This is a genomic window from Pseudidiomarina atlantica, from assembly GCF_000753735.1.
Taxonomy (GTDB): Bacteria; Pseudomonadota; Gammaproteobacteria; order Enterobacterales; family Alteromonadaceae; genus Pseudidiomarina; species Pseudidiomarina atlantica.
In genome coordinates this window covers 49,118-75,856 of sequence record NZ_JPIN01000001.1, presented here as the reverse complement: position 1 = coordinate 75,856, position 26,739 = coordinate 49,118, and the positions used below count along the sequence as shown (strand labels likewise).

The following is a 26,739-nucleotide window of genomic DNA, read 5'->3' as shown; positions in this document are numbered from 1 at the left end:
CTCAGCTGCTAACGGATGATGCCACGTTTACTGGTTTGTACAAAAGCAATAAAGCTGGCCAATTCTGGCGCCGACCACCCTTCCATTTCGGCAATGGCTTCATCAACAGTTAACCCTTTGCGATAAAGCGTCCGGAACGCACGTTTAATGGTCATGATTTGCTCGCTGGTAAAACCACGGCGGCGCAAACCTTCACTGTTAATGGTGCGCGGCACCGCATTATGTCCCTGCGCCATGATGTACGGAGGAATATCTTGCACTACCACGGAATTGACCGCAGTAAAGGCATGCTCGCCGATGTGGCAGAACTGATGAACCCCTGTAAAACCACCTAAAATAGCCCAGTCGCCAACATAGACGTGGCCCGCCAAGGTGGTGTTATTGGCTAAAATGACGTTATCGCCCACCACACAATCGTGCGCGACGTGCACATAAGCCATCAGCAAGTTGTGACTGCCAATTTGGGTCAGGCCTTGATCTTGGATCGTACCCCGGTGAATCGTTACACACTCGCGAATGACATTAAAGTCACCGATCTCGAGTCGTGTAGGTTCGCCGGCATACTTCTTGTCTTGGCAGTCTTCACCCACCGATGAAAACTGAAAAATTTTATTCCCTTTACCTAGGGTTGTCGGACCGCGTAACACCACATGCGGCCCAATCCAGCAATCATCACCAATCACCACATCGGCGCCAATAATACTGTATGGACCGATGCTTACGTTGTTACCGATGACCGCGCTTTCATCAATGATGGCCGTTGGATGTATCACTTGGTTTCTCTTCTTGCGCAAATAATATCGGCACTGCAGGCCAATTCACCATCAACCTCGGCGCGACCTTTAAAGACCCAAATACCGCGACGCTCTTTTTCAAACGTAACGTGCAGATTCAGTTGGTCGCCAGGCAAAACTTGTCGCTTAAAGCGTGCATTGTCGACGCCGGCAAATAAGTATAGGTCATTCACTCCTGGCTTGCTTTCGGTGATCTTAAAGCCTAACAAGCCGGCAGCTTGCGCGAGCGCCTCAAGAATTAATACGCCCGGAAAAATCGGGTTATCTGGAAAGTGACCAGTAAAAAGATTTTCGTTCACGCTAACGTTCTTGACGGCGTGTATCTGTGTTTGCGCATCACAACTCACCACCTTATCGACCAGCAAAAAAGGATAGCGATGCGGTAATAAACGCATGATTTCATGGATATCAAAAGCTGAATCAGAAGCTGACAAAACGCGTCTCCAGATGAATTATTCGGCTAGTTTCTTTTCGAGCTGCTTCACGCGTTGGAATAAGTCGTCAAGCTGACGATAGCGCGCGCCATTGCGTCGCCATTCGCGGTGCGGTGCAGCAGGGATACCTGAAGCATAGACTCCTGGCTCGGTAATTGCCTTAATGACCATGGAAAAACCACTAATTTGCACGTCATCACAAATTTCAATATGGCCATTAATGGCTGTTGCGCCGCCAATCAAACAGCGCTTACCAATACGACAGCTTCCCGCGAGCACGGTACAACCGGCGATAGCGGTATCTTCATCGATAAAAACATTGTGGGCAATTTGGCATTGGTTATCGATAATACAACCACTGCTGATGACTGTGTCATCGAGCGCGCCACGGTCGACCGTAGTATTAGCGCCGATATCGACCCGATCATGAATGATAACGCGGCCAATTTGTGGAATCTTCACCCACTTGCCTTGTTCATTGGCCCAACCAAAACCATCGGCACCAATGACAACGCCGCTATGAAGCAGACAATCGGTACCGATTTCGCAATCGTGATAAATCACCACCTGTTGCCAAAGCTTGGAGTTCGCGCCAATTTTAACATTCGGCCCTATATAACTACCTGCGCCAATTTGCACGTTGTCACCGATCACCGCACCCTCAGCAATAATCGTCAACGGTCCAATCGCGACATTTTTACCGAGCTGTGCGCTCGTTGCGATCTGGGCCGAAGCATCAATGCCAGTTGCGGCACGAGGCGTGGTATCCAGTTGTTGTGCGACTTTAGCAAAGCCGGCATAAGGATTCTTGGTCACTAACGCGGCTAATCCCGCCGGCAGTTCAACGTTCGGTGCCACAATGACCGCACTTGCTTGGGTTGAATCAAGTTGCGAACGGTATTTTTCGTTGGCTAAAAATGCAATTTGCCCCGGCTTAGCCGAGGCAAGAGTTGCAACGCCGGTGATGAGGGTTGCATCATCACCGACAACTTCAGCATCGATAACCGATGCTAACTGTTGCAAAGTGAGTTGCTGCATTTGACTTAGTTTCCACCCGTCATTTTCGCAACAACTTCATCAGTAATATCAAGAGCTTCTCCAGCGTAGATAACTGATGAGCCGTTTAGGATCACATCATAACCTTCTGCTTGAGCAACTGCTTGCGTTTCGCGCGCAATTTCCATCATTAACTTGTTGCGCTCTTCTTGCTGGCGACGTTCACTGTCTTCACGCAATGCTTGATACTTCAATTGACGCTGCGCTTCGAGCATTTCTACTTCGCGACCTAATTCAAGACGCTCGGTTGGTGACATGATTTGCGCATCACGCTCGGCTTTTTCTTGCAAGGCTTGCAAGTCAGCGGTCATTTTATCAAGTTCTGCAAAATCATCAGCGAACTCTTCTTGCAAACGCTCAGAAATTTGCTGCGCTTGTGGCAACTGTTGGAACACGTTTTGCAGGCTCACAACACCTACTTTCTGCTGCGCTTCAGCCGCATTTGCAAACATAGCGGTCGTAAGCAATGCCGCTGCTACTGTGGTTTTCATGAATGCTTTCACTACAAGACTCCTGTTATTCAAAAATAATAAGGCACGTTATATAGAATTAGAACGTCGTACCAAAGTTAAAGGTAAACGTTTGCGTGCGATCGCCTTCATAATCTTTGATCGGACGACCAAACGCAAATGTTAGTGGTCCCATCGGCGATAACCATTGTACCGCTACACCTGCAGACGCACGATAAAGATCAGGCGAACTAAAGTCATCAAGACGATAATCTAAGTTGCCTTCTTGGCGCAATTGACTGTACTCGTCATACAAGAATTCAGTATCCCAAACGCTACCTACGTCAAGATAAATACTCGTACGCACGGAATTTTTTGCATCTTCTTTAATCAGTGGGGTCGGCACGATAAGCTCGATACCCCCCGAGTACATGGCGTTACCACCTACCGAGTATTGGCTGACAGCTATCGAGTCGGCTCCAGGCCCAACCGGTAAGTCACCTGGAATACCGTTGTACCCCGGCGGACCAATGATACTTTCAGGATAGCGGAATACCGCACGTGGACCTACAGTGTTCGCTTCGAAACCGCGCAAGTCATCACTGCCACCAATTCGGAAGTTCTCATAGAACGGGAAGATATAATCATTACCGTTATCGTCAGATCCGTAACCGTTACCGTAACCGACTTTAAAGCGGGTTAACAACACAAAGCTATGGTCTTGTGTCAGTGGTAAATAGTGTTTGAAATCGTAATTCACGCGGAAGTAACGAATGTCGCTTCCGGGCACCGTAATTTCTGCGTTGAGACGATTCGATGAACCGGCGGTTGGGTAGGTACCACGGTTAAGTGTGACGCGCGACCAACCCGCTTCAAGTGACAACATGTCAAACGAAACACCTGAGTTTGGATCCTGTTGGTCAATGTACGGCTGGTAGAAACGCTTAACCTGTTCGTAGCCTTCTACGTTGGTGATTTCTTCGCGACGCGCGACACCACCCAGGCTTAGGCTACTTACTTCGTTAATTGGGAAGCCAATAGTTGCACCAACACCAAGACGTTTGGTGTTGTAGCGGATCAAGTTCTCTTGGCGTCCCGCATCGAACTCATTAAGGAACACCTGTCCTGACAAATTGACACCGTCTTTAGTAAAGTAACGGTCTGTGTACGACAAGCTAACGGTACGGTTAAAACGGTTAGTATTAATGTTCAACGCGGCGCGGTTACCGGTACCCAAGAAGTTATCTTGTGACACACCGACACCAATTTGCAATTTCGAATAATCGCCATAACCGAACATAAAGTTAAATGAGCCTGAAGGCTGCTCTTTCACCAGATACTCGACGTTGACGAGGTCATCACGACCATTCACACGCGTCGTTGAGCTTTCTACCGTTTCAAAGAAGCCTAAGCGTTCAAGACGAATTTTACCCTGCTCAACCATATCTTCGTTCAGCGGTGCACCCTCGAACTGACGCATTTCGCGACGAAGTACTTCGTCTTCAGTCACCGAGTTACCGCGGAACTGAACACGATTGACGTAAACACGCTGACCTGGGTCAACTGAGAAAACCAAATCGACTTCATTGGTCTCTTCATCGATTTCTGGGATTGCACGAACTTCTGGATAGGCATAGCCGTAGCGACCATAAAGTTTCGCTACCAGCTCTTCCAGATAGGTTACCTGGGCGGCGCTGTAGCGCGTGCCTGGTTCAATTTTAGTCAGCCGTTCTACGACTTCACGTTGACCACGCAAGTCACCAATCACGCTGGTTTCGCGCACGTTAAAGATTTCACCCTCATTGATGTTGATGGTGATGTAAACGCCCGAACGATCTGGCGTCATGCTCACTTGCACAGATTCGATTTGGAAGGTCAGATAGCCACGGTCTTTGTAGAAAGATTCTAACGTTTCTAGGTCACCGCTCAGTTGCTGTTTCTGATACTGACGGGCACCAAAGAAATTCCACCACGGTAATTGGTCTTTTAACTCAAGGTTAGCTAACAACTCTTCATCGCTGAAGATACTGTTGCCGACAATGTTAATTTGCTCGATTTCAGCAGACTCACCTTCATCAAAATCAATTTCGAGGCGCACCCGGTTGCGTGCAAGACGAATAATTTCCACATCAACTTGGGCATTGTATTTACCAATCGAATGATAGAAATCTTCCAAACCTGTCTCGATGCTAGAGATCGTCGTCAGGTCCAATGGTTCTCCTTCGACAATGCCTTGATCGGTAAGACTTTGCTCCAACTGCTCGTCTTTGATGTCTTTGTTACCATCGAACTCAATACCACTGATGGTAGGGCGTTCGGTCACTTCAAAGATCAGCGTATCGCCAACGCGACTCACCACGATGTCGTTAAAGTGGGTGGACGAATAAAGAGAGCGAATCGAGCTTTGGATAGCTTCGCTGTCGACATTATCACCGACGCGAATGGGAATGTAAGTGAGGGCTGCACCTAGAGCAACACGCTGTAAACCGCGTACTCGGATATCCTCTACGACAAATTCTTCAGCACTGTAGGCTGGCATTGCAGCGCTCGCTAGCAGAGCGCTTAAAAATAGCTTTTTCAACGTCATTCTGTGCTACTTATTTGTTTATTGTAAATGTGTTCTCACCGTAGTAACCGCAACACATCATTACTAATTGCGATGACCATCAGTGCAAAAATGAGCGCACCGCCAATCCGGTAACTGATTTCTTGTACCCTTTCAGATACGGCTTTTTTGCGCGCACCTTCAATTGCAAGAAACACCAAGTGCCCGCCATCTAACATGGGCAATGGTAACAGATTTATGATACCGAGATTAACACTGATTAGCGCGAGAAACCCTAAAAAGTATACCAATCCATAGCTGGCTGAGACCCCTGCTCCCTCAGCTATTGCGACCGGTCCGCTCAAGTTTGTAACTGAGACAGTACCAGTGAGCAATTTACCAATCATTTTGACGCTAAGCACCATTAAGCTCCAAGTGCGTTCAGCGCCTTTCACCAAACCATCAACGATACCGTACTGCTGGACAAAGCGATAGTCATCAGGATAGGCCTCACGAGTTGGCTCTACGCCAAGGTAGCCATAGCGCTGGCCATCAAACTCGCGTGCGCCCAAAGTTACTGCCAACTGCTCAGTAACGCCCTGCCGCTCAACGGTCAGGGTAATGTCAGCTGCTGGGGCCGCCATAATTGCGTCTCTGATTTGAGACCAAGAATCCATTAAGGTTCCATCGAAAGCGACAATTTTGTCACCCTCGCGCAGTCCAGCCCGGGCTGCCGGCGAGTTTTCTTCGATATAAGCAAGTTCAGTAAATACTGCTGGTTGGAAGGGTTCAAATCCCAAAGCGACAAAGGTCGGCACCTGCTCGTCGCCTAACCGCCAGTCATTAATGTCAAGCGTTAAGGTACGTTCGCGTTGCTGTGCATCGCGCACGGTAAGCTGGGCCTCTGCATCGCCGAGGGCGCCGGCGAAGGCTAAGTTAACCTGCTGCCAATCGTCGGTACGCTGCCCGTTAACTGCAATAATTTCGCTTGGCGTGGTCAGTTCCACTTGTGCGGCGACTGAGTTTGGCGTGACGTTGCCGATGACTGGTTTCACCGATGGTACGCCAAGTAAAAACATGAACCACAGCACCACAATGGCGAGAATAAAGTTGGCGACTGGGCCCGCGGCAACCACGGCAGCGCGCTGCCAGACAGGTTTACTATTGAAACTATAGGGTTGATCCTCGACACTTACTTCATCGACGCGTTCATCGAGCATCCGCACATAACCACCAAGCGGAATACGACTCACTTGATAAGTCGTACCATCTTTGCCTTGCCGCTGCCAAATGGGCTTACCAAAGCCGACCGAGAACGTCAGCACTTTAATGCCACACTTGCGCGCAACCCAAAAATGCCCAAACTCATGAAAAGTAACCAATACGCCCAAGGTGATGATGAACGCAGCTAAAGACCAAATGACTTCTAACATAGATTGTCCTGCGTTAACCCTGTACCAATGAATATTCAATAAAGTCCGCAGCATGCTCACGAGCTTGCTTATCCACAGACAAGAGAGCCGGGATAGAGTTCAACTCGCGCTTACCAACCACAGTTGCCATCGCCTCTACTGTGGTTGCACAGACGCGCGCAATATCAGTGAAGCCAATACGTTCTTCCAAAAATGCTGCAACCGCTATTTCATTGGCGGCATTGAGACTTGTCGTCGCCCATTGTCCCAACCAACAGCACTCCATCGCCAATTGTAAGCACGGATACCGCTGTGCATCGGCATTCGCAAAGGTCAGGCTGCCCACCTCGAGAAAGTTAAGCGGTTTGACACTACTATTAATACGCTCAGGATAACTCAGACAGTGTGCAATCGGAGTACACATATCTGGGCGCCCCATTTGTGCCAATACGGAGCCATCTTGATAGCTCACCATCGAGTGGATCACGCTCTGCGGATGCAACACCACCTTCAACTGCTCGGGAGCTGTATTAAATAGCCAACGCGCCTCAATATATTCTAGCCCTTTGTTCATCATGGTGGCAGAGTCAACCGAGATCTTACGTCCCATATCCCAATTTGGGTGAGCGCAAGCGGCCGCTGGTGACTGCTGCTCCAGCTCTGCGAGCGGTGTCTCACGAAACGGACCACCGGAACCGGTTAAGATGATTTCATGCACGCCCGCGGCGGCTAAATCGCAATAACCGAGCTGTTCCTGCACAATCGTTGGTAAGCACTGAAAAATGGCGTTGTGTTCACTATCTACGGGCAATAACTGCGCCCCACTACGGCGCGCTGCATCAATAAAGAGCTGACCCGACATCACCAGCGCTTCTTTGTTTGCCAGTAAGACCCGTTTGCCCGCTTCCACCGCCGCCAATGTTGGCAGCAGTCCAGCGCCACCGACAATGGCCGCCATAACGGTGTTGATAGACGGCGCCGCAGCAACTTCAATCAAGGCACCGGCGCCACTCAAGATGGTCACCTCTCGAGCGTCGATTTGTGCGCGCAAACTCGCAGCAGCATCAGCGTCGACCATAACTAAGGTTTGCGGTTTGAATTCATGATAGATTGCCAACATCGCCTCGACGTTGGCATGTGCCGTTACTGCAGCGACTTCAAATAATTGCGGATTTTGTCGGATAACCGCTAAGGTACTCGCACCAATGGAACCGGTTGCGCCAAGAATACAAATACGCTGCCGACTCATGCTAACAACCATAAATAGGCAAGCGTAAAAACCGGTAACGCTGCAGTAAGGCTATCAATTCGATCCAGCAAACCACCGTGGCCAGGGAGTAATTTGCCACTGTCCTTCACTCCAGCACAGCGTTTAAACATACTTTCAGTTAAATCGCCAAACACCGACACCACGACTGTCAATAAACCGGTAAAATAATAACCACTATACTGCGCGGCGGGCACTTGCACCCATTGTGCGACCACCATCATCACCACGAAAGCGAGTGCGATACCGCCCATTAAGCCTTCCATTGTCTTACCAGGGCTTACCGCCGGCATTAATTTATTGCGGCCGTAACGTACACCAGCAAAATAGGCACCGACATCCGCCGCCCATACCAACAGCAGGATGAACAAGAGTACAAAACCACCGAACAGTGGATCTTCGGCATAGTTCAATGAACGCACGGCAAACATACCGGCTGCTGCTGGCACTAAAATAAGATAACCAAATACCCCAGCAATTGAACGTGTGCGCGCCCACATGCGACGGCTATTTGGGTAATTCAATACCATCAGCGTGGCAACGACCCACCAGGCTCCGCCAGCGATAAGTGTCCAGAAGTAAATCGGATGTAAACTATGCTCCTGCCAAATCTGCTCGACTGGCACCCACCATTGTAGCGCTGCGAGTAAAACAGCAACGGAGAAGGTATACAACGCTCTACTATAGGGGCGCTGCAAGCCGATGATCGGTGACCACTCCCAAGCGGCGCCTAACATGACCACAGAAATAACAAGGGTAAACCATTCCAACGCTAAGCCAAAAACGCAATAAAGTGCGAGGGGTAGCAGAATGAGTGCTGTTATGAGTCGTTGTTTTAACACGCTTACTCCCCAGAGGTTACGTCGGTATCGAGGATAGCTTGCTGGATTTGCTCACTGGTCAAACCGAAGCGTCGCTCGCGACAACTAAAATCCGCGATTGCCGTGGCAAAAGCTTGTTCATCGAAATCTGGCCACAACACATCGGCAAAATAAAATTCTGCATAAGCAAGTTGCCACAATAAGAAGTTACTGATGCGATGTTCGCCACCGGTACGAATTAATAGGTCCGGTATGGGCTGATCAGCTAAACACACATGTTGCGCTAGTTGATCTTCATCGATTTCACTAGCAGCTAGCTTACCTGCTTCGACTGCTAACGCCAACTGCTTTGCGGCTTGGCTAATGTCCCACCGACCACCATAATTAGCCGCAATGTTCAGCGTTAACGCAGTATTTTCCGCCGTCAACGCTTCTGCCTCTGCAATGCGTTGTTGTAGTTTGTTGGAGAAACCATTTTTATCGCCAATGATGCGTAAACGCACATTGTGCTTGTGCAGCTTCTTAACTTCGCGTTTCAGCACAGTAAAGAACAGATCCATCAATACTGAGACTTCTTGTTCGGGACGCTTCCAGTTTTCGCTACTGAAGGCAAACAGCGTTAATGATTGGATGCCCTTCTGCCGCGCAAAAGTGACGGCACGACGCACCGCTTCAGCGCCGGCTTTGTGACCAAAAGTACGATGCTTGCCGCGCAGTTGCGCCCAACGCCCGTTACCATCCATGATGATGGCCACATGTTGTGGAATTTTGATTTGTTCGAAGGTCATGCTATCCATGTATGCTGTCGCAAAAATAAAAACGCCGTGCGAGTGTAACCGAACACGGCGCTTACCACCAATGGCTGTTAGCGCTAACGCTTAAACTTCCATCAGATCCTTTTCTTTTTCTGCCAACAGCTCATCGATTTTAGCTACGTAAGTATCGGTAAGCTTCTGGATTTCATCATTACCGCGACGCTCATCGTCTTCGGTAATTTCTTTTTCTTTCTGTAGTTCTTTGAGATCGTTGTTCGCGTCACGGCGCACATTGCGCACAGCTACCCGCGCTTGTTCTGCTTCAGCACGCACGATTTTAACTAAGTCGCGACGACGTTCTTCGGTCAACGCTGGCAGTGGAATGCGGATCACAGTACCTGCAGCCGCTGGATTTAAGCCCAAATCAGAGGTCATGATTGCTTTTTCAACTGCTTGACTCGCTGACTTATCAAACACCGTTAACGCTAAAGTGCGCGAGTCTTCGATAGTAATGTTGGCAAGCTGCTTCAGCGGCGTATCAACACCGTAGTAGTTAACCATCACGCTATCGAGCAGACTTGGGTGCGCACGACCGGTGCGAACCTTCGAGATTTGTCCTTTCAACGCTTCAACGGTTTTTTCCATGCGTTGTTTGGCATCTTGTTTAATTTCGTTAATCACAATGCTTACCCTTTTATTTTTTTAAGACCGATCAAGCTGTTCATCGCTGGTGATCAAAGTACCTTCATCGGCACCCATAATGACCGAACGCAACGCACCTGGTTTATTCATATTGAAAACCCGTAGCGGCATTTGGTGATCGCGTGCCAGCGTAAACGCAGCTAGATCCATCACTTTCAATTGTTTCTCTAGCACATCATTATAACTGATTTGCTTATAAAGTTGTGCGTTACTGTCTTTATTTGGATCGGCTGAGTACACACCGTCTACTTTCGTGCCCTTCAACACCAATTCCGCTTCAATCTCGATACCACGCAAGCAGGCGGCAGAGTCTGTGGTGAAGAACGGATTTCCGGTACCGGCACAGAAAATAACCACCCGTCCAGATTTCAGCAAGCTAATCGCGTCGGCCCAGTTGTAACTGTCGCAAACACCATTCAATTCGATAGCTGACATCAAGCGCGCATTAACGAAGGCACGGTGCAATGCGTCACGCATCGCCAATCCGTTCATCACTGTCGCCAGCATCCCCATATGGTCACCGACTACGCGATTCATCCCAGCTTTTGCCAAGCCTTCGCCACGGAACAAATTGCCGCCACCAATGACCAAGCCAACCTGAACGCCTAGTTCAACTAATTCTTTAATTTCGTGAGCCATGCGGTCCAACACTTTCGCGTCGATACCAAATTGCTCATCACCCATTAATGCTTCGCCACTAAGTTTCAATAAAATGCGCCGATAGGCAGGTTTTGTCATTGCGGTCATTTGATGCTCCCTGTGCAGCAGTAACGGAAAAAGGTTTGGTTTCTCTCACTTTACGCGAAAAAAAACCGCATCCCAACCGATTGAGATGCGGTTTCTAATACTAACTGTGCGTCGTCGAATGCGACATTGGCATTACGCCTTTTTCGCAGCAGCCATTTGAGCTTGTACTTCAGCAGCGAAATCTTCTGATTTCTTCTCGATACCTTCGCCCACTTCGAAACGTACGAAAGTGATAACGTCAGCATTGTTCTGCTTCAGTAAGTCGCCAACAGTCATTGATGGATCTTTCACGAACGCTTGACCAGTTAAGCTGATCTCGCCAGTGAATTTACGCATACGACCTTCAACCATTTTTTCAGCAATGTCTTGTGGCTTGCCACTTTGCATTGCGATATCAAGTTGAATTTGACGCTCTTTATCAACAACTTCAGCTGATACGTCTTCAGGCTTAACGAATTGTGGCGCGCTAGCAGCAACGTGCATTGCAACGTCTTTTGCTAATTCGCTGTTACCGCCAGTCAGGGCTACCAATACACCGATACGACCGCCGTGAACATAAGCTTCAACAACATCACCACCGCTAACCGTCAACACGCGGCGTACGTTCATGTTTTCGCCGATTTTAGCAACCAAAGCTTCGCGTACTTCTTCAACAGTACCGTCGCCAATGTTAGTTGCTTTCAAGCTTTCAACGTCAGACTCTTTGTTAGCAAAGGCTGCATCGATTACTTTATCGCCGAATGCCAAGAAGTTTGCATCACGTGCTACGAAGTCAGTTTCGCAGTTCAATTCAACCATAGTACCGACGTTACCATCGGTTTTGGTCAAAATGACACCTTCAGCGGCGATACGACCAGCTTTCTTAGCTGCTTTCGCTTGACCGCTTTTACGCATGTTTTCGATGGCTGCGTCGATGTCACCGTTAGTTTCTTCTAACGCTTTCTTACAATCCATCATGCCAGCGCCAGTGCGCTCGCGCAGTTCTTTAACCAGAGCTGCTGTAATAGCCATGTGTAAATTTCCTCTGTTCAGGGATTATTCAGTTTCTTCCGCTTCTACGAAATCGTCTGCTTTGCCTTCAGTTACCGCACCACGGGCATCGTTAACAGCGGCTGCAGCAGCGTTCAAGTACAATTGTACTGCGCGGATCGCATCGTCGTTACCAGGGATAACGTAATCAACGCCATCTGGGTTTGAATTGGTATCAACTACTGCGATAACTGGGATACCAAGGTTGTTCGCTTCTTTAATCGCGATGTGTTCGTGGTCAGCGTCAATTACAAACAATACGTCTGGCAAGCCAGCCATATCCTTGATACCGCCCAAGCTCTTCTCAAGCTTTTCCATTTCACGCGTATTCATCAAAGCTTCTTTCTTGGTCAGCTTTTCAAACGTTCCGTCTTGGCTTTGAGTTTCTAACTCTTTCAAACGTTTGATTGACTGGCGAACAGTTTTCCAGTTGGTCAACATACCGCCTAACCAGCGGTGGTTTACGAAGAACTGGTTGCAGCTTTTTGCAGCTTCAGCAACTGCATCCGCAGCAGCGCGCTTGGTACCAACAAACAAGATTTTGCCTTTGTTCGAAGCAACGTGCTGTAAGAAGTTCAATGAGTCATTGAACATCGGCACGGTTTTTTCCAAGTTGATGATGTGGATTTTGTTACGAGCGCCAAAAATGAACGGCTTCATTTTTGGGTTCCAGAAGCGGGTTTGGTGGCCGAAATGCACACCAGCTTTCAACATATCACGCATTGATACGTTTGCCATAATTCTCTTTCCTTTTTAAGGGGTTATGCCTCCATACATCCCATAGTTCGACCCTTAGTCAATGACCGCGAGCACCCCGACCTATGTGTCGATGTATGTGTGTGGTTGTTTCATTAAGTTTTGTGCAATCGAAATTGCGGGCGCTTTATACCATGAAACAGCCCTGCATCGCAAGCTTTTTGGCTTTGCTAACGCTTCCCCGACGCCAGACAAAATGCTAGGATAACGCCACTTTTATGAAATGAGTCGTAGCGATAGGAAAAGGCATGAGTATTAGCATCAAAACCCCAGATGAAATTGAAAAAATGCGTGCAGCCGGGCGTCTGGCCGCTGAAGTTCTCGAAATGATCGAGCCGCATATTAAAGCTGGGGTCACGACTGCCGAAATCGATCAAATCTGCCATGACTATATTGTTGCGCGCAACGCCTACCCTGCACCGCTCAACTACCATGGCTTTCCTAAGTCAGTTTGTACGTCGCTCAACCATGTGGTGTGTCACGGCATCCCGAATGAGAAGCCACTTAAAGATGGCGATATCATGAATCTCGATGTAACGGTAAAACTCGATGGTTATCATGGTGACACATCGAAGATGTTTGTGGTCGGTAAACCTAGCATTCTCGCTGAGCGGCTGATTCGTGTCACCCAAGAATCGCTCTATCAGGCAATCAAAATGGTACGCCCGGGAATTCGCACTGGTGACTTCGCTGCAGTGATTCAAAAGCATGCCGAGGGGCATGGCTATTCGATCGTGCGGGAATACTGTGGCCATGGCATTGGCGCAGTGTTCCATGAAGAGCCACAAATTCTGCATTATGGCACGCCAGGTACGGGTGATGTGCTTGAAGCAGGCATGTGTTTCACCATCGAACCTATGGTCAACGCAGGCAAACGCCACACCAAATTAATGAAAGATGGTTGGACTGTACTTACCAAGGATCGCAGCTTAAGTGCGCAGTGGGAACATACGCTATTGGTAACTGAAACCGGCGTGGAAGTGCTCACCCTGCGTAACGACGAAGACTTACCACGCGTGATTGAACACGCTGCAGCGAGTTAATGAGCGCGACTGTTTCCGAGCTAAAGTGGCCCCAACCACTGACGGTCAGCGCTGGACGCGATTGTCTCGAACGTTACCAGCAGTGGTCTGCTGAAGCTTTTGTCACCGCCGATATCGAGAGCCTACTGACAGATCGCAGTGCCATGGTAGACCAACTACTGCGTTTGTTATGGCAGCAATTTGCACTATCTGAACACCGATGTGCTTTGTTTGCGGTCGGCGGCTATGGACGTGGCACCTTGCATCCCCACTCGGATATTGATTTGCTCTTTCTGCATGAAAATGAGCTAACACCTGCCGCACAACAAGCGATTAGCGAAATGGTACAGATACTCTGGGACCTGCGCCTTGATGTCGGTCACAGTGTCCGCACCATTGCCGAATGTGAATTACAAGCCAAAGCCGATGTCAGTGTTGCGACCAGTTTGCTGGAGCAACGTTTTATTTGTGGTGATGCTGACTTAGCACCCGAGCTGCGACATTTTCTACAAAATCGTATGCCGTGGACCAGTGATCAGTTTTATCAGGCGAAACTGGCAGAGCAGAATCAACGCCATGAACAATTTCACGGCACCGCTTACAATCTTGAACCTAATATCAAAAGCAGTGCGGGTGGTTTGCGCGATATTCAAACCATTGGCTGGATTGCGAAGCGCCATTTTCACACGCAAAGCGACGAAAGCTTAGTTCAATATGGCTATATCAGTGCCGCCGAATTACTTGAGTTGCGTGAACACCAAGCTTTTCTCTGGCGCGTGCGTTTTGCCTTGCATCTTGAAGCAGGCAAAAAAGAAGATCGTTTATTGTTCGACTATCAGCCGGCAGTCGCTGCGCGGCTTGGTTATGAAGGCAAAGGCAAAGCCGCCGTCGAAGCCATGATGAAAGATTACTTTAATGCGGTGGTGGGCGTAGCTGAATTGAACGATATGCTATTGCAGTTCTTTGCCCAGACTATTCTCAGTGATGCCAAACATCTTGCCACTCAGATCATCGATGACGACTTTAAAATTCTCGGTGAAGGGATTGCTGCCCAACATGATAGCGCCTTCGCTGACCAGCGTAATCTCGTTCGGTTTTTTTTGGCGATTGCACAACATCAGCAAGTCCGTTACATCCGTGCCCACACCATTCGCTTATTGCGTAACGCGCGGCGGGAACTGGAGCAGCCGTTGAGTGATGATCCGGAATGTCGCGCGTTGTTTATGCAACTGCTGCGGCATCCGCGCGGTTGTGGCTTGGCCTTCGAATTGATGCATCGACATAAAATTATGGCGCATTACTTGCCGCAATGGGCGCATATCGTCGGGCAAATGCAGTTCGACCTGTTTCATGCTTATACAGTTGACGAACACACCTTTCGCTTAGTGCGGAATCTTTACCGCTATTCAACCACTCAAGGTGCCGAAGAGTTTCCACTGTGTGCCGAATTAGTTGCGCGCATGGAACATCGCGAATGGCTCTATTTAGCCGGTATTTTTCACGACATCGCTAAAGGGCGTGGCGGTGATCATTCAGAGCTTGGTGAACATGATGCGCGCAATTTTGGTCTACAACACGCGCTTGCAGAAGATGGCACGGAACTGATTGCTTGGTTGGTACGGAACCACTTGGTCATGTCAGTGACCGCACAAAAACGCGATATTCACGACCCTGAGGTCATCGAACAGTTCGCCCAACAAGTTGCTACGCAGCAACGCCTTGACTATTTGTATTGCCTGACAGTTGCTGATATTCGTGCAACCAATAGCAGCCTGTGGAATAACTGGAAAGCGACGCTGTTGGAGAATTTATATCAGGCAACCACGCACTATTTGCAGCAGCAAAAACCATCACCGCAACGAGAAATGCGCCAGCGCATTCATCAGCACCAGTCGCACGCCATGGGACTTTTACTCAGTGCTGGCTATTCGGCACAACAAGTGCAAGAAACCTGGGCGCGCTTTACCGCCGACTATTTCTTGCGTCATCAACCCGAGCAAATCGCTTGGCACACTCAGCATATTTTGGCAGTCGCTGACGATGAACTGCTCCCGTTGATCCTGGTAGGTGACGAGACGCGACAAGGCACCACCGAGTTATTTATTTATCACCTTGAGCATGAACATTTGTTCGCCGAGGTCGCAGCCGTACTGGATCATCAGAATTTGAGTATCCACGATGCCCAGATCCTTGCGACTCGCGACGGCTTTGTCATGGACACCTTCGTCGTCTTGCAAGAAGATGGTGAACCGCTGACCGATGCACGGCGCATTGAAGCGCTGAAGCAGGAATTACACGATGTTTTGCGTGGCCGCCGCCGCGCACCCAGCACACAACGGCGAATTCCGCGTCGTTTGCGTAGCTTCAAAGTAAAAACCAAAATCGAATTTGTGCCCAGTCGCAACGCCCGCCGCACTGCGTTTGAGCTTACGGCGCTTGACCGTCCTGGACTGGTGGCACGGGTTGCCAAGGTACTGCAACAGTTAGAGTTAAATATTTTGACAGCCAAGATTTCTACCGTCGGCGAACAAGCCGAAGACTTGTTTATTATCACCACCGCACGTAATACACCGCTTGATGAGACCGAGCGACAACGTTTACGTGAACAAATTATCGCAACTTTAGCCGAGCATTAGAGGAACATCATGACTGAACTGCAAGCACGCATTGAAGCTGCTTTCGAGGCGCGCACCGAACTCTCACCAAGTAAAGTGCCGACGCAACTGCGGGAAGATTTAGAAACCGTTATTAAAAGTATTGATAGCGGTCAACAACGCGTCGCGGAAAAACAAAACGGCGAATGGGTGGTCAATGAATGGTTGAAAAAAGCGGTATTGTTGTCGTTTCGCATTCAGGACAATCATTTGATGAACGGCGGCGAAACACGCTTTTTTGATAAGGTCGACAGTAAATTTGGTGGCTATGACGACGCCCGTTTTCGTGCCGAAGGCATGCGTGTCGTACCGCCAGCCATGGTGCGCAAAGGCGCTTATATTGGTCGCAATGTTGTGCTCATGCCGTCTTATGTCAATATAGGCGCCTATGTTGGTAACGGCACCATGGTCGATACTTGGGCCACCGTAGGCTCGTGTGCACAAATCGGTGAGAACGTGCATCTGTCGGGTGGCGTCGGTATTGGTGGTGTGCTTGAACCGCTGCAAGCGAGCCCAACCATCATTGAAGACAACTGCTTTATCGGTGCCCGCTCAGAGATCGTCGAAGGCGTTATTGTCGAGACGGGTGCAGTCATCTCGATGGGCGTGTACATCGGCCAAAGCACCCGCATTTTTGACCGTGAAACCGGTGAGATTCACTATGGCCGCGTGCCAGCGGGCGCGGTGGTCGTACCGGGCACGCTACCTAGCAAAGACGGCAGCCATAGTTTGTATGCAGCGATTATCGTCAAGAAAGTGGATGCGAAAACGCGCGCCAAAGTTGGCATTAACGAGCTATTACGTGCGCTTGATTAGTTTTGCTTATCAAATAGCTGACTTAAGTCTGGCGGGATCGGCAGACTTAAGTTCAGCACTTCGCCACTGACTGGATGTGTAAATTTGAGTCCAGTTGCCGCTAGCAACAAACGCTGCAAACCAAAGTGTTCACGAAAGAATTTGTTGTGACGCCCGTCACCGTGGCGGGTATCGCCGATAATCGGATGGCGCAAATGCGCCATATGGCGGCGTAATTGGTGCTTGCGGCCGGTTTTCGGCTGTAACTGCATCAGCGAATAGCGACTCGTTGCATGCTTTTTACTAACTTGAAAGGGTAATTCGACCTGCGCCAAACAACGATAAAGCGTTTGTGCTGGTTGTGGTGCTTTGTCTTGATCAGCATCGCGGTCAGCGATCCTGTCCAACTCTTCAGTTAACGCATAATCCAGCTCACCATCGCCCAAATAACCACGCACCACCGCATGATATTGTTTTTCAACCTGACGTTCACTAAATGCGGTGGATAAGTCACGGGCAATTTCGCCAGTCTTGGCAAAAAGTAAAATACCAGAGGTGGGGCGATCGAGACGATGCACTGGATACACCCGTTGCCCAATCTGGTCGCGGACCTGTTGTAACGCGAACGTGGTGGCGTCTTTTGCCAGCCAACTGCGATGCACCAACAAGCCGCTTGGCTTATCTATGGCAATAAGAACGTCGTCTTGAAAAACAATGGGAAGTGGTTCAGACATCTTCAGCGAGCGGGTCAGTACCACTGAGTAACTCATCAAACTCGCGTAGGATCACAATCAAACCCTCATGATTCTCAAGCTCATTGCGATAGACATGTGCCGCCATTGGGCTCACCGCAATGTTTTGTGGCAACGGATGTTCACCATCTACAACATCCCACATGCGTGGCAACATAATAAATTGCAACCATTGGTGAAAGTCGAGTTTATCGATAGCAAACGGCTCAGTGCTCTGCAACTGATGCGCTGCTGGGTACTCGGATTGCCATAAACCCAAACAATGAAGCTCGGCTTCAATGCGTTCAAGTAAGCGTGCTGCACGTTGTCGTTGGTCCATTACTACCTCCACGACGGTTTAATCGTTATAATGGCGCACATCTTTCAGCAAAATGACCCGCGATGCAAGTTTAATGAGCATTTCTACTCTCTCTGAATTACTCGAACAGGGCCAAAGTGCCTTTGTTTGCTATGATCTTGGTCGCCGTATTCAAAGCATCGATGCGGCTACCTTTCGCGCGATTGAGCAGCAACAAGCGCCCTATCCATATCCGGTACAAGGTCACGCGTGCTTTGCCGTGGTGTTTTGGCCACAGCTGGCAGACCAACGACAAGAACCCTACCTTTGGTTTCTTAAATTTCCCGTTGATGAGCGCGGTTTACTTGAGCAAGCTCAGGTACTTCAGTTCGTGACCAGCGTTTTGACCTTGCTTGGTAATCAAATCACCCACGCATTGGACGATGCGCAACAGCAGCAACTGCAACAAAGTCCTTTTCTGTTTACCCCTGCTGAAGAAAAGCGTGCAGCATTGCACGCGCAGCTGAGTCAACGTTGGCAGCGCGAACCCTCGCAACACTTTGCCAAAGCTCAGTTGATTTTGCAGCAGCCGGATGACTGGCAACAACTCGGCGTACAAGGGCTGCACGATGTCTGCGCGCGTTTAGCCGAATTACCCCAGTGTCAGCATGCCATCGCTGATCGTTTCGCTGCTTACCCAGTCCCCTTGCGACAAGCCTTGGCCATCGCCCTTGAGCATCAACAACTCCCCGACGCTATGGTCGCACCGCTAGTTCAGCAATTAACGCAGGCGCCAGAACGAAGTGAGTTGCGAGCTGACCTCTTACGTAGCCTCGCCAGCCGAGCTAATCATGGCGCGGTGGTGACCGCGCTGAATACGCTCCTACCTACCGCAAGTGTTGACGAGTTAGTGATCTGCTGCGCACGCTTATGGCAGACCTTTGATCCATTACAAACCGAGCACGTTGCGCTGCAACTTTTACTGCAAACACTCGCGGCTCAAGACAATCATGTTTTTGCCGCGCTTATCAGTGATTTGTTGCGCTTACCAAGTCTGCGGCCACATCTTATGGTTACCTTGCAACGCGACGATTTACCCCACAGCATCCGTCAAGCTTGGCAGCAATTTATTGGGCGTCATTAAAATGGTCTTAGCCGATGCACTCTTACTACTGATTCTGCTCTTTATTGCGCTGTTATTTTGGCAAGGACGACGCCAAGCGGAAAGCGCCCGCGTTCATGCACAGCGTTATTGCCAACAACATCAATTACAATTCTTAGATATCGCTTGGCAAGGCGGCAAGCTCGCACGGCATGGACGCCACATAGGTTGGTTGAGTCGCTATCAATTCGCCTTCAGTAGCGATCGTGAGCATCGCTATGAAGGCGAAATTCAAATGCTGAACCTGCGACTTTTAAAGGTGGATACGCCAGTCTATCGACTACCAGAATAACTTTTCCCGGTGAGCACTCGTTTGCAGAAGTCAAAATACATAACCCAGTCACCGAGTAAGGAGTACCATGGGTGTTTGAAGGTGGCTGGTTTATTGTGCTCAAAGAAAAAGTGACCGATCCAAGCGAAACCATAACCGGCTACGGGAATCCATAACAACCACAACCACTGCCCCAAGACGACACTGGTAATGAGTATCAGCAGTACCAAGGTGCTACCGACATAATGAGTGGCACGGCATCGTGGGTCGCTATGTTCGGCAAGATAGTACGGATAAAACTCGCGAAAACTATTAAACTGCTGTGCCATTTGCTACCTCTGCTTCTTCGCTCACGACCTGCTGTCTTTTACAGAAAAACAGCTCACCTGCAACCTCACCAATCTTCAATGTAGTGATTTGTTCGTAATGATGCTGCTTGAACAACGACTGATGTTCCGGCTGAGTGATTAACAAGGCGATGCCCTGTGACTTTGGTTCATCCTGTAACGCTTGCTGCGCTGCTCGCACTAACACATCACCCCAGCCTTGTTGCTGATAACGCGGATTAACCGCAATAAAGGCCAGCATATGATAGTGCTCAAGCGCGAGCTTGTCGGCGATGGCTTGCTGAATCAAACTTTCTTTTTCGACCAACTGTTTAGTGCTCACATAGCCAGCCGTGAGCAGCATTTTCAAACGCCAATGCCAGTAACGGCCTGGCCCGAAACTCTTGCCAGGCATTGTCATACACACGACACCGATGAGCGAATCACCAGCAAACAAACCAATCATCGGTTGCTCAGCTTCCCAAAATGCCATCAGTTCTTCACGTATCGTCGCGCGTAAGCGTTTTTCGTATTCTTCGTTGTCGGCTTTGGCGTTAAACAACGACATTAACAACGGATCGTCGTGATACGCCTGGTATAACAACGAAGCAGCCAGTTTTAGTTCCTCAGCAACCAAATAACGCAATTCACTTTTTGTTTCTGTTTTTCTGAGTGTCATTGCTTTGCACCTTGTTAAGTTATTCTGTCGGCTAGTTTTATCGGGTTGCTTACAAACTAGCCGATTCAGTGCTCGAATTCCACTACTCTTGGTGTGGTTTTAGCAAGAAACTCGGCAAGGTTTGCTGCCAGCGTTTCATGCTGATTTTGTCCTACAAACTCAAGGCCTACCGCCCCACTCTCGTTATCGAGGGTAATCAGTAGATCGTCAGACTCCTCAGCAATCCCCAAAAACAGAGTCATTGACTGGCGTAAACGTCGCTTCATCAGTACGTGTCCAGCTTGATTGCTGAGCATTCGTTCAGCGTCCTCCTCACCATGCATATGCAACAACCAGAACGGATGTTGTTGCCAGGACACCGCTAAGTCTGCACTGAACCAACGACTAAAATACTCCACAAAATCTTGATGAAAAGGTTGCTCCAACGCGTTCATGAGTGCACTGAAATCCAATGCTTGCGCTTGACGTACTGGCTGCCACTTAACGAACTCAATGCTGTCATCAACTAGGGTCGGTGCACCGACATAAATAGGAGCTCGCCAATCACCGTTCGCTTCGGTCATTAGCGGAACCGCGGCTTGCTGGTAGGCCTCTTGGTAGCGCACTAATAAGTCATCTAAGGCGGAACTGATCGTCATCTTTTACTCACTCGTAGTTAAGGCGTCGCAACTAGCATCTGCTGCGCACCACAGGTACAATGGCCGACTGGCTGAAAAACAGAGTTTAGCAAGGTAAACGATAGCAATGAAGCAAGGTACGCATGATAATCCACTCGCGCATCTAAATTTGGGGCAAGCAACAGCCTACCCTGAACACTATGATGCCAGTCTTTTACAACCGGTAGCACGGCAGTTGAACCGTACCCCCATCGGTATTGTCGAAGCAAGCAAATTACCCTTTTTCGGGCACGATGAGTGGACTGGCTACGAAATATCTTGGCTCCAGCCCAACGGCTTACCGCAAGTTGCCATAGCGCAATTTATCGTACCTTGTACCAGCCCTAATTTAATTGAATCAAAGTCGTTCAAACTCTACTTGAATAGCTTCAATCAAAGCCAGTGGCCGTCGTGGGAAGCTGTAGCAGCGCAAATGACGATTGATTTGAGTGCCTGTGCCGGTGCTGCAGTAACAGTCAAATTACTGCAACTGAATGATGCGCAGCATCTGGTCGGTCAATGGCAAGGCCAATGCCTCGACAATCCTAGCGTGGCCATCAGCACTTACGACTATGCGCCAGACTTATTGCGCCACGCAAGTCATGAACGTGTCACTGAACAGTTATATAGTGATTTACTGAAGTCGAATTGTTTGATCACCAACCAGCCCGATTGGGGATCGCTTTACATCAGCTATACCGGGCGCGCCATCGACCACGCTGCGCTGTTGCAGTATATTGTGTCGTTTCGCAATCATAATGAGTTTCATGAGCAATGTGTTGAAAGAATATTCATGGATCTCACCCAGCGGCTAGACCTTGACCATTTGTCGGTTTATGCCCGCTACACTCGGCGCGGAGGCCTTGATATCAATCCCTACCGCGCGACCGAAGATACGGCTCCAAACAGGATGCGCTTGAGCCGTCAGTAAAAAGAAAATGAAGGAAAAACAATAGAATGAAAATAACTATTTCACCCCGCGGCAGCATGAGTTTACTGTCGCAACTCGAAATTGACCGTCTACAAGAGTCAAGCGACGAACAACTGTATCGGTTATTCCGTAATTGCTGCCTAGCGGTTCTTAACGCTGGTAGTAACACCGACAGTAGTGAAGAAATTTTCAATAAATACGACGATTTTGACGTTAATGTCATCAAATGTGAACGCGGTGTGCAGCTCGAACTTATCAATCCACCGGAAGAAGCCTTTGTCGATGGTAAACTCATTGTTGGTATGCAAGAGCTGGTGGAAGCAGTGCTACGCGATATCCTCTTTACCGGTGAGCGATACAACGCGCAAACGCTGGAAACCGCAGATACACATACCCTCACCCACGTGGTGTTTGACATCCTGCGCAACGCGCAAGTGGTGCAACCTAACCTAGATCCGAACGTCATTGTGTGTTGGGGTGGCCACTCCATCAACGAGGTGGAGTACAAGTACACCAAAGAAGTCGGCTACCACCTTGGTTTACGTGCGCTTAACGTGTGCACCGGTTGTGGTCCGGGCGCGATGAAAGGCCCTATGAAAGGCGCCACCATTGGCCATGCCAAGCAGCGTATTACCGATGGTCGTTATTTAGGCTTTACCGAGCCTGGCATTATTGCCGCTGAGCCGCCAAATCCGATCGTTAATGAACTCATCATCATGCCTGATATCGAAAAACGGCTTGAGGCATTTGTGCGTTGTGCGCACGGTATCGTTATTTTCCCAGGTGGTGCAGGTACCGCTGAAGAGCTGCTTTACTTGCTGGGTATTTTAATGCACCCAGAGAACGAAAAGCAGGTGTTACCTGTGGTTCTTACGGGGCCCGCCAGCAGCAAAGGTTACTTTGAAGCCATCGATGATTTCGTGGTTGCAACCCTCGGCGAAGAAGCACGTAAACTGTACACCATCATTGTTGATGATCCGGTCGCAGTCGCGCGTTTCATGGCGGACGGCACTCATGCAGTGAAAGAATACCGTCGCAGTACTGGCGATTCCTATTGCTTCAACTGGACCCTGCATATCGATGAACCGTTCCAGCGTCCGTTCTCACCAACCCATGAGAACGTTGCCAACTTGAACCTGCATCGTGATCAACAGCCGCAGCTACTCGCTGCCGATTTACGCCGCGCCTTCTCAGCGATTGTTGCGGGTAACGTGAAAGACGAAGGCATTCGTGCAATTCGCGCCAATGGTGTGTTTGAAATTCACGGCGAGAAAGAAATGATGCGGAAACTCGACGTATTGTTACGCGCATTCGTCGAACAAGGTCGCATGAAGCTGCCTGGTTCGGTATATCATCCTTGTTATCGAGTCATTACCGATTAAAGAGTAACAAGTTAAGCGATTAAGGAGCGCGGTTTATGTCAAAAATGGCGAAAATTGTCATCATCGGATTTGTCATTTATTTGGCAGCAACTGCGCTTATTCTTGCCGTGTATCAAGCTGATCCTGACAACATGAGTTGGCAAGAACGCGAAACCTTTAACTTGAAGCAGATTGGCCAGCTCAACCTTGGGCTGTCAAAAGAAGACGTGATTCGTGTGCTCGGTTCGCCTGACATCAGCGAGGCCAAGGCTACACCTGCCGGAGAAGAAGTGTTGGTGCTATTTTATCGCACCCATCACGTAAAATCCGATGGCATAACCACACGCGATGAATGTACTCCGCTGTTATTCAAAAACGGCTCCCTTATTGCTTGGGGAGCCGATGCTTACGAAGATTATCAAGCGTTTTAGCAAGCCAGTTAGAGCCAGCGCAAATGCACGGTGATCTCTTCACGATCGTGATAAAGCTGTTTGGCTTGTAATTCAAAGCGTCCGCGACCTTCTGTGCTCAAAGTTTCTTTCATTTGGGCTAAATATTCAGCCACAGCAGCATAGCGGCGCTTCATTGGTAACTTCAAATTAAAAATAGCTTCTTTGCAATCCCCTTCAAGGATCCACGACGTCATTAATTCACCTACGCGGCTCGGCTTTTCCACCATATCGCACACCAACCAAGTGACATTCTTCTTTTTCGGACGGAAACGAAAGCCATCTTCGCGAATATGTTTGACCTGCCCAGTCTCCATCAAGCTCTCGGCCATTGGCCCATTATCAACCGCTTGCACCATCATGCCTCGGCGCACTAATTGATAAGTCCAACCTCCTGGAGCGGCCCCCAAATCGACAGCGTTCATACCAGATTGCACCCGTTCGTCTCGCTCGTGGGCCGGAATAAACACTTGAAAGGCTTCATCTAACTTCAAGGTCGAGCGACTCGGTGCATCGCTTGGCATGCGCAAACGCGGAATACCCATCAGCCAAGGTGACTGATTAAAGCTGAACGAAAAGCCCAAAATGACATGTTGATTGCTAATAAAAAACGCATGCAGCGTTGGTCGGCGATCACTGACTTGTGGCGTCATCCAACCCGCTTTACGCAAACCTTGGCGCAGCGGTACGGTAAACTTGCGGCAGAATTTGGTTAGTTCCTTACCGGCATTGGTATCCGGTGTTTCGACCCGCAAATCTCCCGCTGGCTTAACTCCGGCAAAATTTTCGGTGACTTGCTCATCCAGCAACGCAAGTTGCAACGGTGTCACCCGGTCCTCACTGGGTAAGTCGTCGATCTCAGCTAAAATCGCAATGAACTGCCGCGAGAATATAAGCTCGCTCAAGGCTAATTTTTTGGCCAAATGCTCAGCTTCTTCAGCAGCACAACGATAAATGACATAGCCTTGTTGCGCCTTGGTTTGGCAATAGCCAAAGCTGCCCAGTACTGCAGCTTTTTCCTGCAATTCTGCGGCACAATCACTCTCAAAACCAGGCCGACAATAGGCAACAAGTCCACTCATAAGTTTTCTTTTCTCTTTCTAAAGGTGTGTCTGAACAAAATCGCTGACCCGATCGATGGCCGCCTGCCATAAATCACGCCGCTCAATGCCACTGCGTTTAGTTGGCTCAAAACTATGATCACCGTGTTCCAGCCAGTGTAGCTCTAGATTCTTCGGCAACGTGTAAGAGGCAACTTCCGCGGGCTTACCAAAAGCATCGCGGCTACCTTGAACAATTAAATTCTGCGGCCGTTGATTACGCAAATCGTCGACCCGCAATTGTTGCGGTTTGCCGACTGGATGAAACGGAAAACCTAGCGCAATAGCGCCACGTGCTTGCATCTGATCCGCCACTCGAAAGGCGACCCGTGCGCCCATCGATTTCCCCATTAAAAAGGTCGGCTTCGCATCATCAAACTGTTGTGCAACCGTAAGCATACTGTGCTCCAATTCCGCCATGCGATTCGGGGGGCGGCGAACGCCTGAGTCCATAAACTGCTGCCAGTATGGGAAGTTAAAGCGCACAACATCGATGTTGTGAAAGGCTAAACCGAGCGCAAAAAACTGCATAAAATCGCTCTGTAAACCAGCACCAGCTCCGTGCGCGAAGATAATGCGAATTGCGCCTTGCGGATTATCACGCTGCACTGCAACGCGCTGTGCGGGCTTCACTGATTTAGTCATCGGCTTCCTCTTCCTCTTCGACTACCTGCAACAGCCAGCCGCGAAAGGTGGCGATTTTACCTACTTCTGCTTGAGAGTCACGACAAACCAGATAAAAAGATTTTTCCCGTGGTAACACTTCCGGGAAAATTTGAATTAAGTGCCCAGCATCGATTTCAGGTTTCACCAGCACGTTGTTAGCAAGCGCAATACCCTGACCATGGACTGCCGCTTTAAGTGCCAAATTAGAGTGACTAAAAACCGGCCCGTTATCGCCTTTATTTTTATCAATACCCACTAGTTTGAACCAGTCCTTCCAAGCATTGCGCGTCTCATCATGGAGTAATGTGTGATTCAGTAAATCTGCAGGTTCGCGTAAGGGTTTAGTACCATTCAACAATAACGGCGAGCAAACTGGCAATAAGTACTCATTGTGCAGTTTATAGGCGCGTAAACCCGGCCATTTGCCCGAGCCGTAATAGATGGCGACATCGACATCATCGGTCAATGAGCCATCGACCTCATCGACCGCACGGATGCGTACGTCAATCTCTGGATAGGCCTCTCGAAAGCGACTCAAGCGCGGAACAAACCACAAAATGGCAAAGCTTGGCGGTAAACTAATGGTAAGAGAGCCACGTTCCGAAGCACTTTTGACCCGTTCCGTGGCTTGCAGCATATGATCGAAGATTTCTTTCAGTTCGAGATAGTAGGTCTGCCCTTCAGGGGTCAGCAACAACGAACGATTGCGGCGAATAAATAATTTGACCCCCAAAAAGTCTTCAAGGCCTTTAACTTGGTGACTCACCGCAGCTTGAGTGACGAACAGTTCATCCGCTGCACGGGTAAAACTTAAGTGCCGCGCAGCGGCTTCAAAGGCCTTTAATGCATTCAGTGGGGGTAATTTTCGCAT

29 protein-coding genes are annotated in these 26,739 nt (G+C 49.2%); 8 read left to right on the top strand and 21 right to left on the bottom strand.

The genetic code is table 11. From position 1 onward, the window contains the following. Positions 1-8 precede the first annotated feature (8 nt). The 13 genes from lpxA to rpsB all read right to left on the bottom strand — a co-directional run bounded on the left by lpxA (position 9) and on the right by rpsB (position 12,749). On the bottom strand, positions 9-773 hold the full coding sequence (gene lpxA, locus IDAT_RS00385; RefSeq protein WP_034729091.1) for an acyl-ACP--UDP-N-acetylglucosamine O-acyltransferase: 765 nt from the start codon (positions 771-773) through the stop codon (positions 9-11). Then, positions 770-1,228, bottom strand: coding sequence for a 3-hydroxyacyl-ACP dehydratase FabZ (gene fabZ, locus IDAT_RS00380; protein WP_034729088.1), 459 nt, complete (start codon positions 1,226-1,228; stop codon positions 770-772). Before fabZ ends, lpxA begins: the two co-directional genes overlap by 4 nt. A gap of 18 nt (positions 1,229-1,246) precedes the next feature. Beyond that, complete coding sequence (gene lpxD, locus IDAT_RS00375; protein WP_034729086.1) at positions 1,247-2,266, bottom strand: UDP-3-O-(3-hydroxymyristoyl)glucosamine N-acyltransferase; 1,020 nt, start codon at positions 2,264-2,266, stop codon at positions 1,247-1,249. Between the two features lie 5 nt (positions 2,267-2,271). Further along, positions 2,272-2,787, bottom strand: a complete 516-nt coding sequence (locus tag IDAT_RS00370) for an OmpH/Skp family outer membrane protein (RefSeq protein WP_051986474.1) — start codon at positions 2,785-2,787, stop codon at positions 2,272-2,274. A gap of 46 nt (positions 2,788-2,833) precedes the next feature. Beyond that, positions 2,834-5,320 carry an outer membrane protein assembly factor BamA gene (gene bamA, locus IDAT_RS00365; protein ID WP_034729083.1) on the bottom strand — a complete coding sequence of 829 codons (2,487 nt, stop codon included), beginning with the start codon at positions 5,318-5,320 and terminating at the stop codon, positions 2,834-2,836. Between the two features lie 35 nt (positions 5,321-5,355). Continuing rightward, on the bottom strand, positions 5,356-6,711 hold the full coding sequence (gene rseP / locus IDAT_RS00360) for a sigma E protease regulator RseP (protein ID WP_034729080.1): 1,356 nt from the start codon (positions 6,709-6,711) through the stop codon (positions 5,356-5,358). Between the two features lie 13 nt (positions 6,712-6,724). Further along, entirely contained in the window at positions 6,725-7,939 is a 1,215-nt protein-coding gene (gene ispC, locus IDAT_RS00355) for a 1-deoxy-D-xylulose-5-phosphate reductoisomerase (protein WP_034729077.1), read from the bottom strand. Next, a complete protein-coding gene (locus IDAT_RS00350) occupies positions 7,936-8,799 on the bottom strand; it encodes a phosphatidate cytidylyltransferase (protein WP_034729074.1) in 864 nt (287 codons plus the stop codon). The genes ispC and IDAT_RS00350 overlap by 4 nt, the downstream gene beginning before the upstream one ends. A gap of 2 nt (positions 8,800-8,801) precedes the next feature. Continuing rightward, positions 8,802-9,575 carry a polyprenyl diphosphate synthase gene (uppS, locus tag IDAT_RS00345; RefSeq protein ID WP_034729071.1) on the bottom strand — a complete coding sequence of 258 codons (774 nt, stop codon included), beginning with the start codon at positions 9,573-9,575 and terminating at the stop codon, positions 8,802-8,804. A gap of 81 nt (positions 9,576-9,656) precedes the next feature. After that, a complete protein-coding gene (frr, locus tag IDAT_RS00340; protein WP_034729068.1) occupies positions 9,657-10,214 on the bottom strand; it encodes a ribosome recycling factor in 558 nt (185 codons plus the stop codon). A 21-nt stretch (positions 10,215-10,235) separates the two neighbouring features. Further along, positions 10,236-10,982, bottom strand: a complete 747-nt coding sequence (pyrH, locus tag IDAT_RS00335) for a UMP kinase (protein WP_034729065.1) — start codon at positions 10,980-10,982, stop codon at positions 10,236-10,238. Positions 10,983-11,114: 132 nt separating this feature from the next. After that, positions 11,115-11,993: a translation elongation factor Ts gene (tsf, locus tag IDAT_RS00330; RefSeq protein WP_034729063.1), complete on the bottom strand. Its 879-nt coding sequence runs from the start codon at positions 11,991-11,993 to the stop codon at positions 11,115-11,117. A gap of 24 nt (positions 11,994-12,017) precedes the next feature. After that, the gene (gene rpsB / locus IDAT_RS00325) at positions 12,018-12,749 is read right to left on the bottom strand and encodes a 30S ribosomal protein S2 (RefSeq protein ID WP_034729060.1); all 732 of its coding nucleotides are present in this window, start codon (positions 12,747-12,749) and stop codon (positions 12,018-12,020) included. A 266-nt stretch (positions 12,750-13,015) separates the two neighbouring features. On the opposite strand from rpsB, the gene map reads away from it, so the two are divergent. The 3 genes from map to dapD are packed head-to-tail and all read left to right on the top strand — an operon-like array spanning position 13,016 to position 17,259. Continuing rightward, positions 13,016-13,810 carry a type I methionyl aminopeptidase gene (gene map / locus IDAT_RS00320; RefSeq protein WP_034729056.1) on the top strand — a complete coding sequence of 265 codons (795 nt, stop codon included), beginning with the start codon at positions 13,016-13,018 and terminating at the stop codon, positions 13,808-13,810. Beyond that, positions 13,810-16,425, top strand: a complete 2,616-nt coding sequence (gene glnD / locus IDAT_RS00315; RefSeq protein WP_034729053.1) for a [protein-PII] uridylyltransferase — start codon at positions 13,810-13,812, stop codon at positions 16,423-16,425. The genes map and glnD overlap by 1 nt, the downstream gene beginning before the upstream one ends. Before the next feature lie 9 nt (positions 16,426-16,434). Further along, positions 16,435-17,259, top strand: coding sequence for a 2,3,4,5-tetrahydropyridine-2,6-dicarboxylate N-succinyltransferase (gene dapD / locus IDAT_RS13260; RefSeq protein WP_034729050.1), 825 nt, complete (start codon positions 16,435-16,437; stop codon positions 17,257-17,259). On the opposite strand, the gene truC is transcribed toward dapD, so the two are convergent. After that, positions 17,256-17,972, bottom strand: coding sequence for a tRNA pseudouridine(65) synthase TruC (gene truC, locus IDAT_RS00305; RefSeq protein ID WP_034729048.1), 717 nt, complete (start codon positions 17,970-17,972; stop codon positions 17,256-17,258). The two genes, dapD and truC, sit on opposite strands and share 4 nt — an antisense overlap. Beyond that, complete coding sequence (locus IDAT_RS00300; RefSeq protein ID WP_034729046.1) at positions 17,965-18,309, bottom strand: YqcC family protein; 345 nt, start codon at positions 18,307-18,309, stop codon at positions 17,965-17,967. Before IDAT_RS00300 ends, truC begins: the two co-directional genes overlap by 8 nt. Before the next feature lie 73 nt (positions 18,310-18,382). Between IDAT_RS00300 and IDAT_RS00295 the strand changes: the two genes are divergently transcribed. Beyond that, positions 18,383-19,411, top strand: coding sequence for a DUF3549 family protein (locus tag IDAT_RS00295; RefSeq protein WP_034730156.1), 1,029 nt, complete (start codon positions 18,383-18,385; stop codon positions 19,409-19,411). A 1-nt stretch (position 19,412) separates the two neighbouring features. Further along, entirely contained in the window at positions 19,413-19,721 is a 309-nt protein-coding gene (locus IDAT_RS00290) for a DUF3301 domain-containing protein (protein ID WP_034729043.1), read from the top strand. Here IDAT_RS00290 and IDAT_RS00285 read toward each other — a convergent pair. The 3 genes from IDAT_RS00285 to IDAT_RS00275 all read right to left on the bottom strand — a co-directional run bounded on the left by IDAT_RS00285 (position 19,703) and on the right by IDAT_RS00275 (position 21,343). After that, positions 19,703-20,029 (bottom strand): Mpo1-like protein, encoded by a 327-nt coding sequence (locus IDAT_RS00285; protein WP_034729040.1) that lies wholly within the window; start codon positions 20,027-20,029, stop codon positions 19,703-19,705. The genes IDAT_RS00290 and IDAT_RS00285 overlap by 19 nt on opposite strands. Further along, positions 20,013-20,705, bottom strand: a complete 693-nt coding sequence (locus tag IDAT_RS00280; protein ID WP_051986472.1) for a GNAT family N-acetyltransferase — start codon at positions 20,703-20,705, stop codon at positions 20,013-20,015. Before IDAT_RS00280 ends, IDAT_RS00285 begins: the two co-directional genes overlap by 17 nt. Positions 20,706-20,770: 65 nt before the next feature. Next, complete coding sequence (locus IDAT_RS00275; protein ID WP_034729037.1) at positions 20,771-21,343, bottom strand: SecY-interacting protein Syd; 573 nt, start codon at positions 21,341-21,343, stop codon at positions 20,771-20,773. A gap of 106 nt (positions 21,344-21,449) precedes the next feature. Here IDAT_RS00275 and queF point away from each other — a divergent pair, with 106 nt between their 5' ends. The 3 genes from queF to IDAT_RS00260 are packed head-to-tail and all read left to right on the top strand — an operon-like array spanning position 21,450 to position 24,084. After that, positions 21,450-22,292 carry an NADPH-dependent 7-cyano-7-deazaguanine reductase QueF gene (queF, locus tag IDAT_RS00270; RefSeq protein ID WP_034729036.1) on the top strand — a complete coding sequence of 281 codons (843 nt, stop codon included), beginning with the start codon at positions 21,450-21,452 and terminating at the stop codon, positions 22,290-22,292. Between the two features lie 26 nt (positions 22,293-22,318). Further along, on the top strand, positions 22,319-23,674 hold the full coding sequence (ppnN, locus tag IDAT_RS00265; RefSeq protein WP_034729033.1) for a nucleotide 5'-monophosphate nucleosidase PpnN: 1,356 nt from the start codon (positions 22,319-22,321) through the stop codon (positions 23,672-23,674). A 35-nt stretch (positions 23,675-23,709) separates the two neighbouring features. After that, positions 23,710-24,084 carry a DUF3192 domain-containing protein gene (locus tag IDAT_RS00260; RefSeq protein ID WP_034729030.1) on the top strand — a complete coding sequence of 125 codons (375 nt, stop codon included), beginning with the start codon at positions 23,710-23,712 and terminating at the stop codon, positions 24,082-24,084. An 8-nt stretch (positions 24,085-24,092) separates the two neighbouring features. Here IDAT_RS00260 and rlmM read toward each other — a convergent pair whose 3' ends face one another. Genes rlmM through IDAT_RS00245 form a run of 3 tightly spaced genes read right to left on the bottom strand, consistent with a single transcriptional unit; the run spans position 24,093 to position 26,739 of the window. Then, positions 24,093-25,184, bottom strand: coding sequence for a 23S rRNA (cytidine(2498)-2'-O)-methyltransferase RlmM (gene rlmM / locus IDAT_RS00255; protein ID WP_034729027.1), 1,092 nt, complete (start codon positions 25,182-25,184; stop codon positions 24,093-24,095). Between the two features lie 18 nt (positions 25,185-25,202). Next, positions 25,203-25,847 carry an alpha/beta family hydrolase gene (locus tag IDAT_RS00250; RefSeq protein ID WP_081909692.1) on the bottom strand — a complete coding sequence of 215 codons (645 nt, stop codon included), beginning with the start codon at positions 25,845-25,847 and terminating at the stop codon, positions 25,203-25,205. Then, positions 25,840-26,739, bottom strand: coding sequence for a transcriptional regulator GcvA (locus tag IDAT_RS00245; RefSeq protein WP_034729025.1), 900 nt, complete (start codon positions 26,737-26,739; stop codon positions 25,840-25,842). Before IDAT_RS00245 ends, IDAT_RS00250 begins: the two co-directional genes overlap by 8 nt.

What these genes read in the sequence shown, in the direction of transcription:
- lpxD (WP_034729086.1), bottom strand. Translation starts at nt 2,266, where the DNA reads ATGCAGCAACTCACTTTGCAACAGTTAGCATCGGTTATCGATGCTGAA.
- bamA (WP_034729083.1), bottom strand. Translation starts at nt 5,320, where the DNA reads ATGACGTTGAAAAAGCTATTTTTAAGCGCTCTGCTAGCGAGCGCTGCA.
- rseP (WP_034729080.1), bottom strand. Translation starts at nt 6,711, where the DNA reads ATGTTAGAAGTCATTTGGTCTTTAGCTGCGTTCATCATCACCTTGGGC.
- ispC (WP_034729077.1), bottom strand. Translation starts at nt 7,939, where the DNA reads ATGAGTCGGCAGCGTATTTGTATTCTTGGCGCAACCGGTTCCATTGGT.
- uppS (WP_034729071.1), bottom strand. Translation starts at nt 9,575, where the DNA reads ATGGATAGCATGACCTTCGAACAAATCAAAATTCCACAACATGTGGCC.
- pyrH (WP_034729065.1), bottom strand. Translation starts at nt 10,982, where the DNA reads ATGACCGCAATGACAAAACCTGCCTATCGGCGCATTTTATTGAAACTT.
- tsf (WP_034729063.1), bottom strand. Translation starts at nt 11,993, where the DNA reads ATGGCTATTACAGCAGCTCTGGTTAAAGAACTGCGCGAGCGCACTGGC.
- rpsB (WP_034729060.1), bottom strand. Translation starts at nt 12,749, where the DNA reads ATGGCAAACGTATCAATGCGTGATATGTTGAAAGCTGGTGTGCATTTC.
- map (WP_034729056.1), top strand. Translation starts at nt 13,016, where the DNA reads ATGAGTATTAGCATCAAAACCCCAGATGAAATTGAAAAAATGCGTGCA.
- glnD (WP_034729053.1), top strand. Translation starts at nt 13,810, where the DNA reads ATGAGCGCGACTGTTTCCGAGCTAAAGTGGCCCCAACCACTGACGGTC.
- dapD (WP_034729050.1), top strand. Translation starts at nt 16,435, where the DNA reads ATGACTGAACTGCAAGCACGCATTGAAGCTGCTTTCGAGGCGCGCACC.
- truC (WP_034729048.1), bottom strand. Translation starts at nt 17,972, where the DNA reads ATGTCTGAACCACTTCCCATTGTTTTTCAAGACGACGTTCTTATTGCC.
- IDAT_RS00300 (WP_034729046.1), bottom strand. Translation starts at nt 18,309, where the DNA reads ATGGACCAACGACAACGTGCAGCACGCTTACTTGAACGCATTGAAGCC.
- IDAT_RS00295 (WP_034730156.1), top strand. Translation starts at nt 18,383, where the DNA reads ATGAGCATTTCTACTCTCTCTGAATTACTCGAACAGGGCCAAAGTGCC.
- IDAT_RS00290 (WP_034729043.1), top strand. Translation starts at nt 19,413, where the DNA reads ATGGTCTTAGCCGATGCACTCTTACTACTGATTCTGCTCTTTATTGCG.
- IDAT_RS00285 (WP_034729040.1), bottom strand. Translation starts at nt 20,029, where the DNA reads ATGGCACAGCAGTTTAATAGTTTTCGCGAGTTTTATCCGTACTATCTT.
- IDAT_RS00280 (WP_051986472.1), bottom strand. Translation starts at nt 20,705, where the DNA reads ATGACACTCAGAAAAACAGAAACAAAAAGTGAATTGCGTTATTTGGTT.
- IDAT_RS00275 (WP_034729037.1), bottom strand. Translation starts at nt 21,343, where the DNA reads ATGACGATCAGTTCCGCCTTAGATGACTTATTAGTGCGCTACCAAGAG.
- queF (WP_034729036.1), top strand. Translation starts at nt 21,450, where the DNA reads ATGAAGCAAGGTACGCATGATAATCCACTCGCGCATCTAAATTTGGGG.
- ppnN (WP_034729033.1), top strand. Translation starts at nt 22,319, where the DNA reads ATGAAAATAACTATTTCACCCCGCGGCAGCATGAGTTTACTGTCGCAA.
- IDAT_RS00260 (WP_034729030.1), top strand. Translation starts at nt 23,710, where the DNA reads ATGTCAAAAATGGCGAAAATTGTCATCATCGGATTTGTCATTTATTTG.
- rlmM (WP_034729027.1), bottom strand. Translation starts at nt 25,184, where the DNA reads ATGAGTGGACTTGTTGCCTATTGTCGGCCTGGTTTTGAGAGTGATTGT.
- IDAT_RS00250 (WP_081909692.1), bottom strand. Translation starts at nt 25,847, where the DNA reads ATGACTAAATCAGTGAAGCCCGCACAGCGCGTTGCAGTGCAGCGTGAT.
- IDAT_RS00245 (WP_034729025.1), bottom strand. Translation starts at nt 26,739, where the DNA reads ATGCGAAAATTACCCCCACTGAATGCATTAAAGGCCTTTGAAGCCGCT.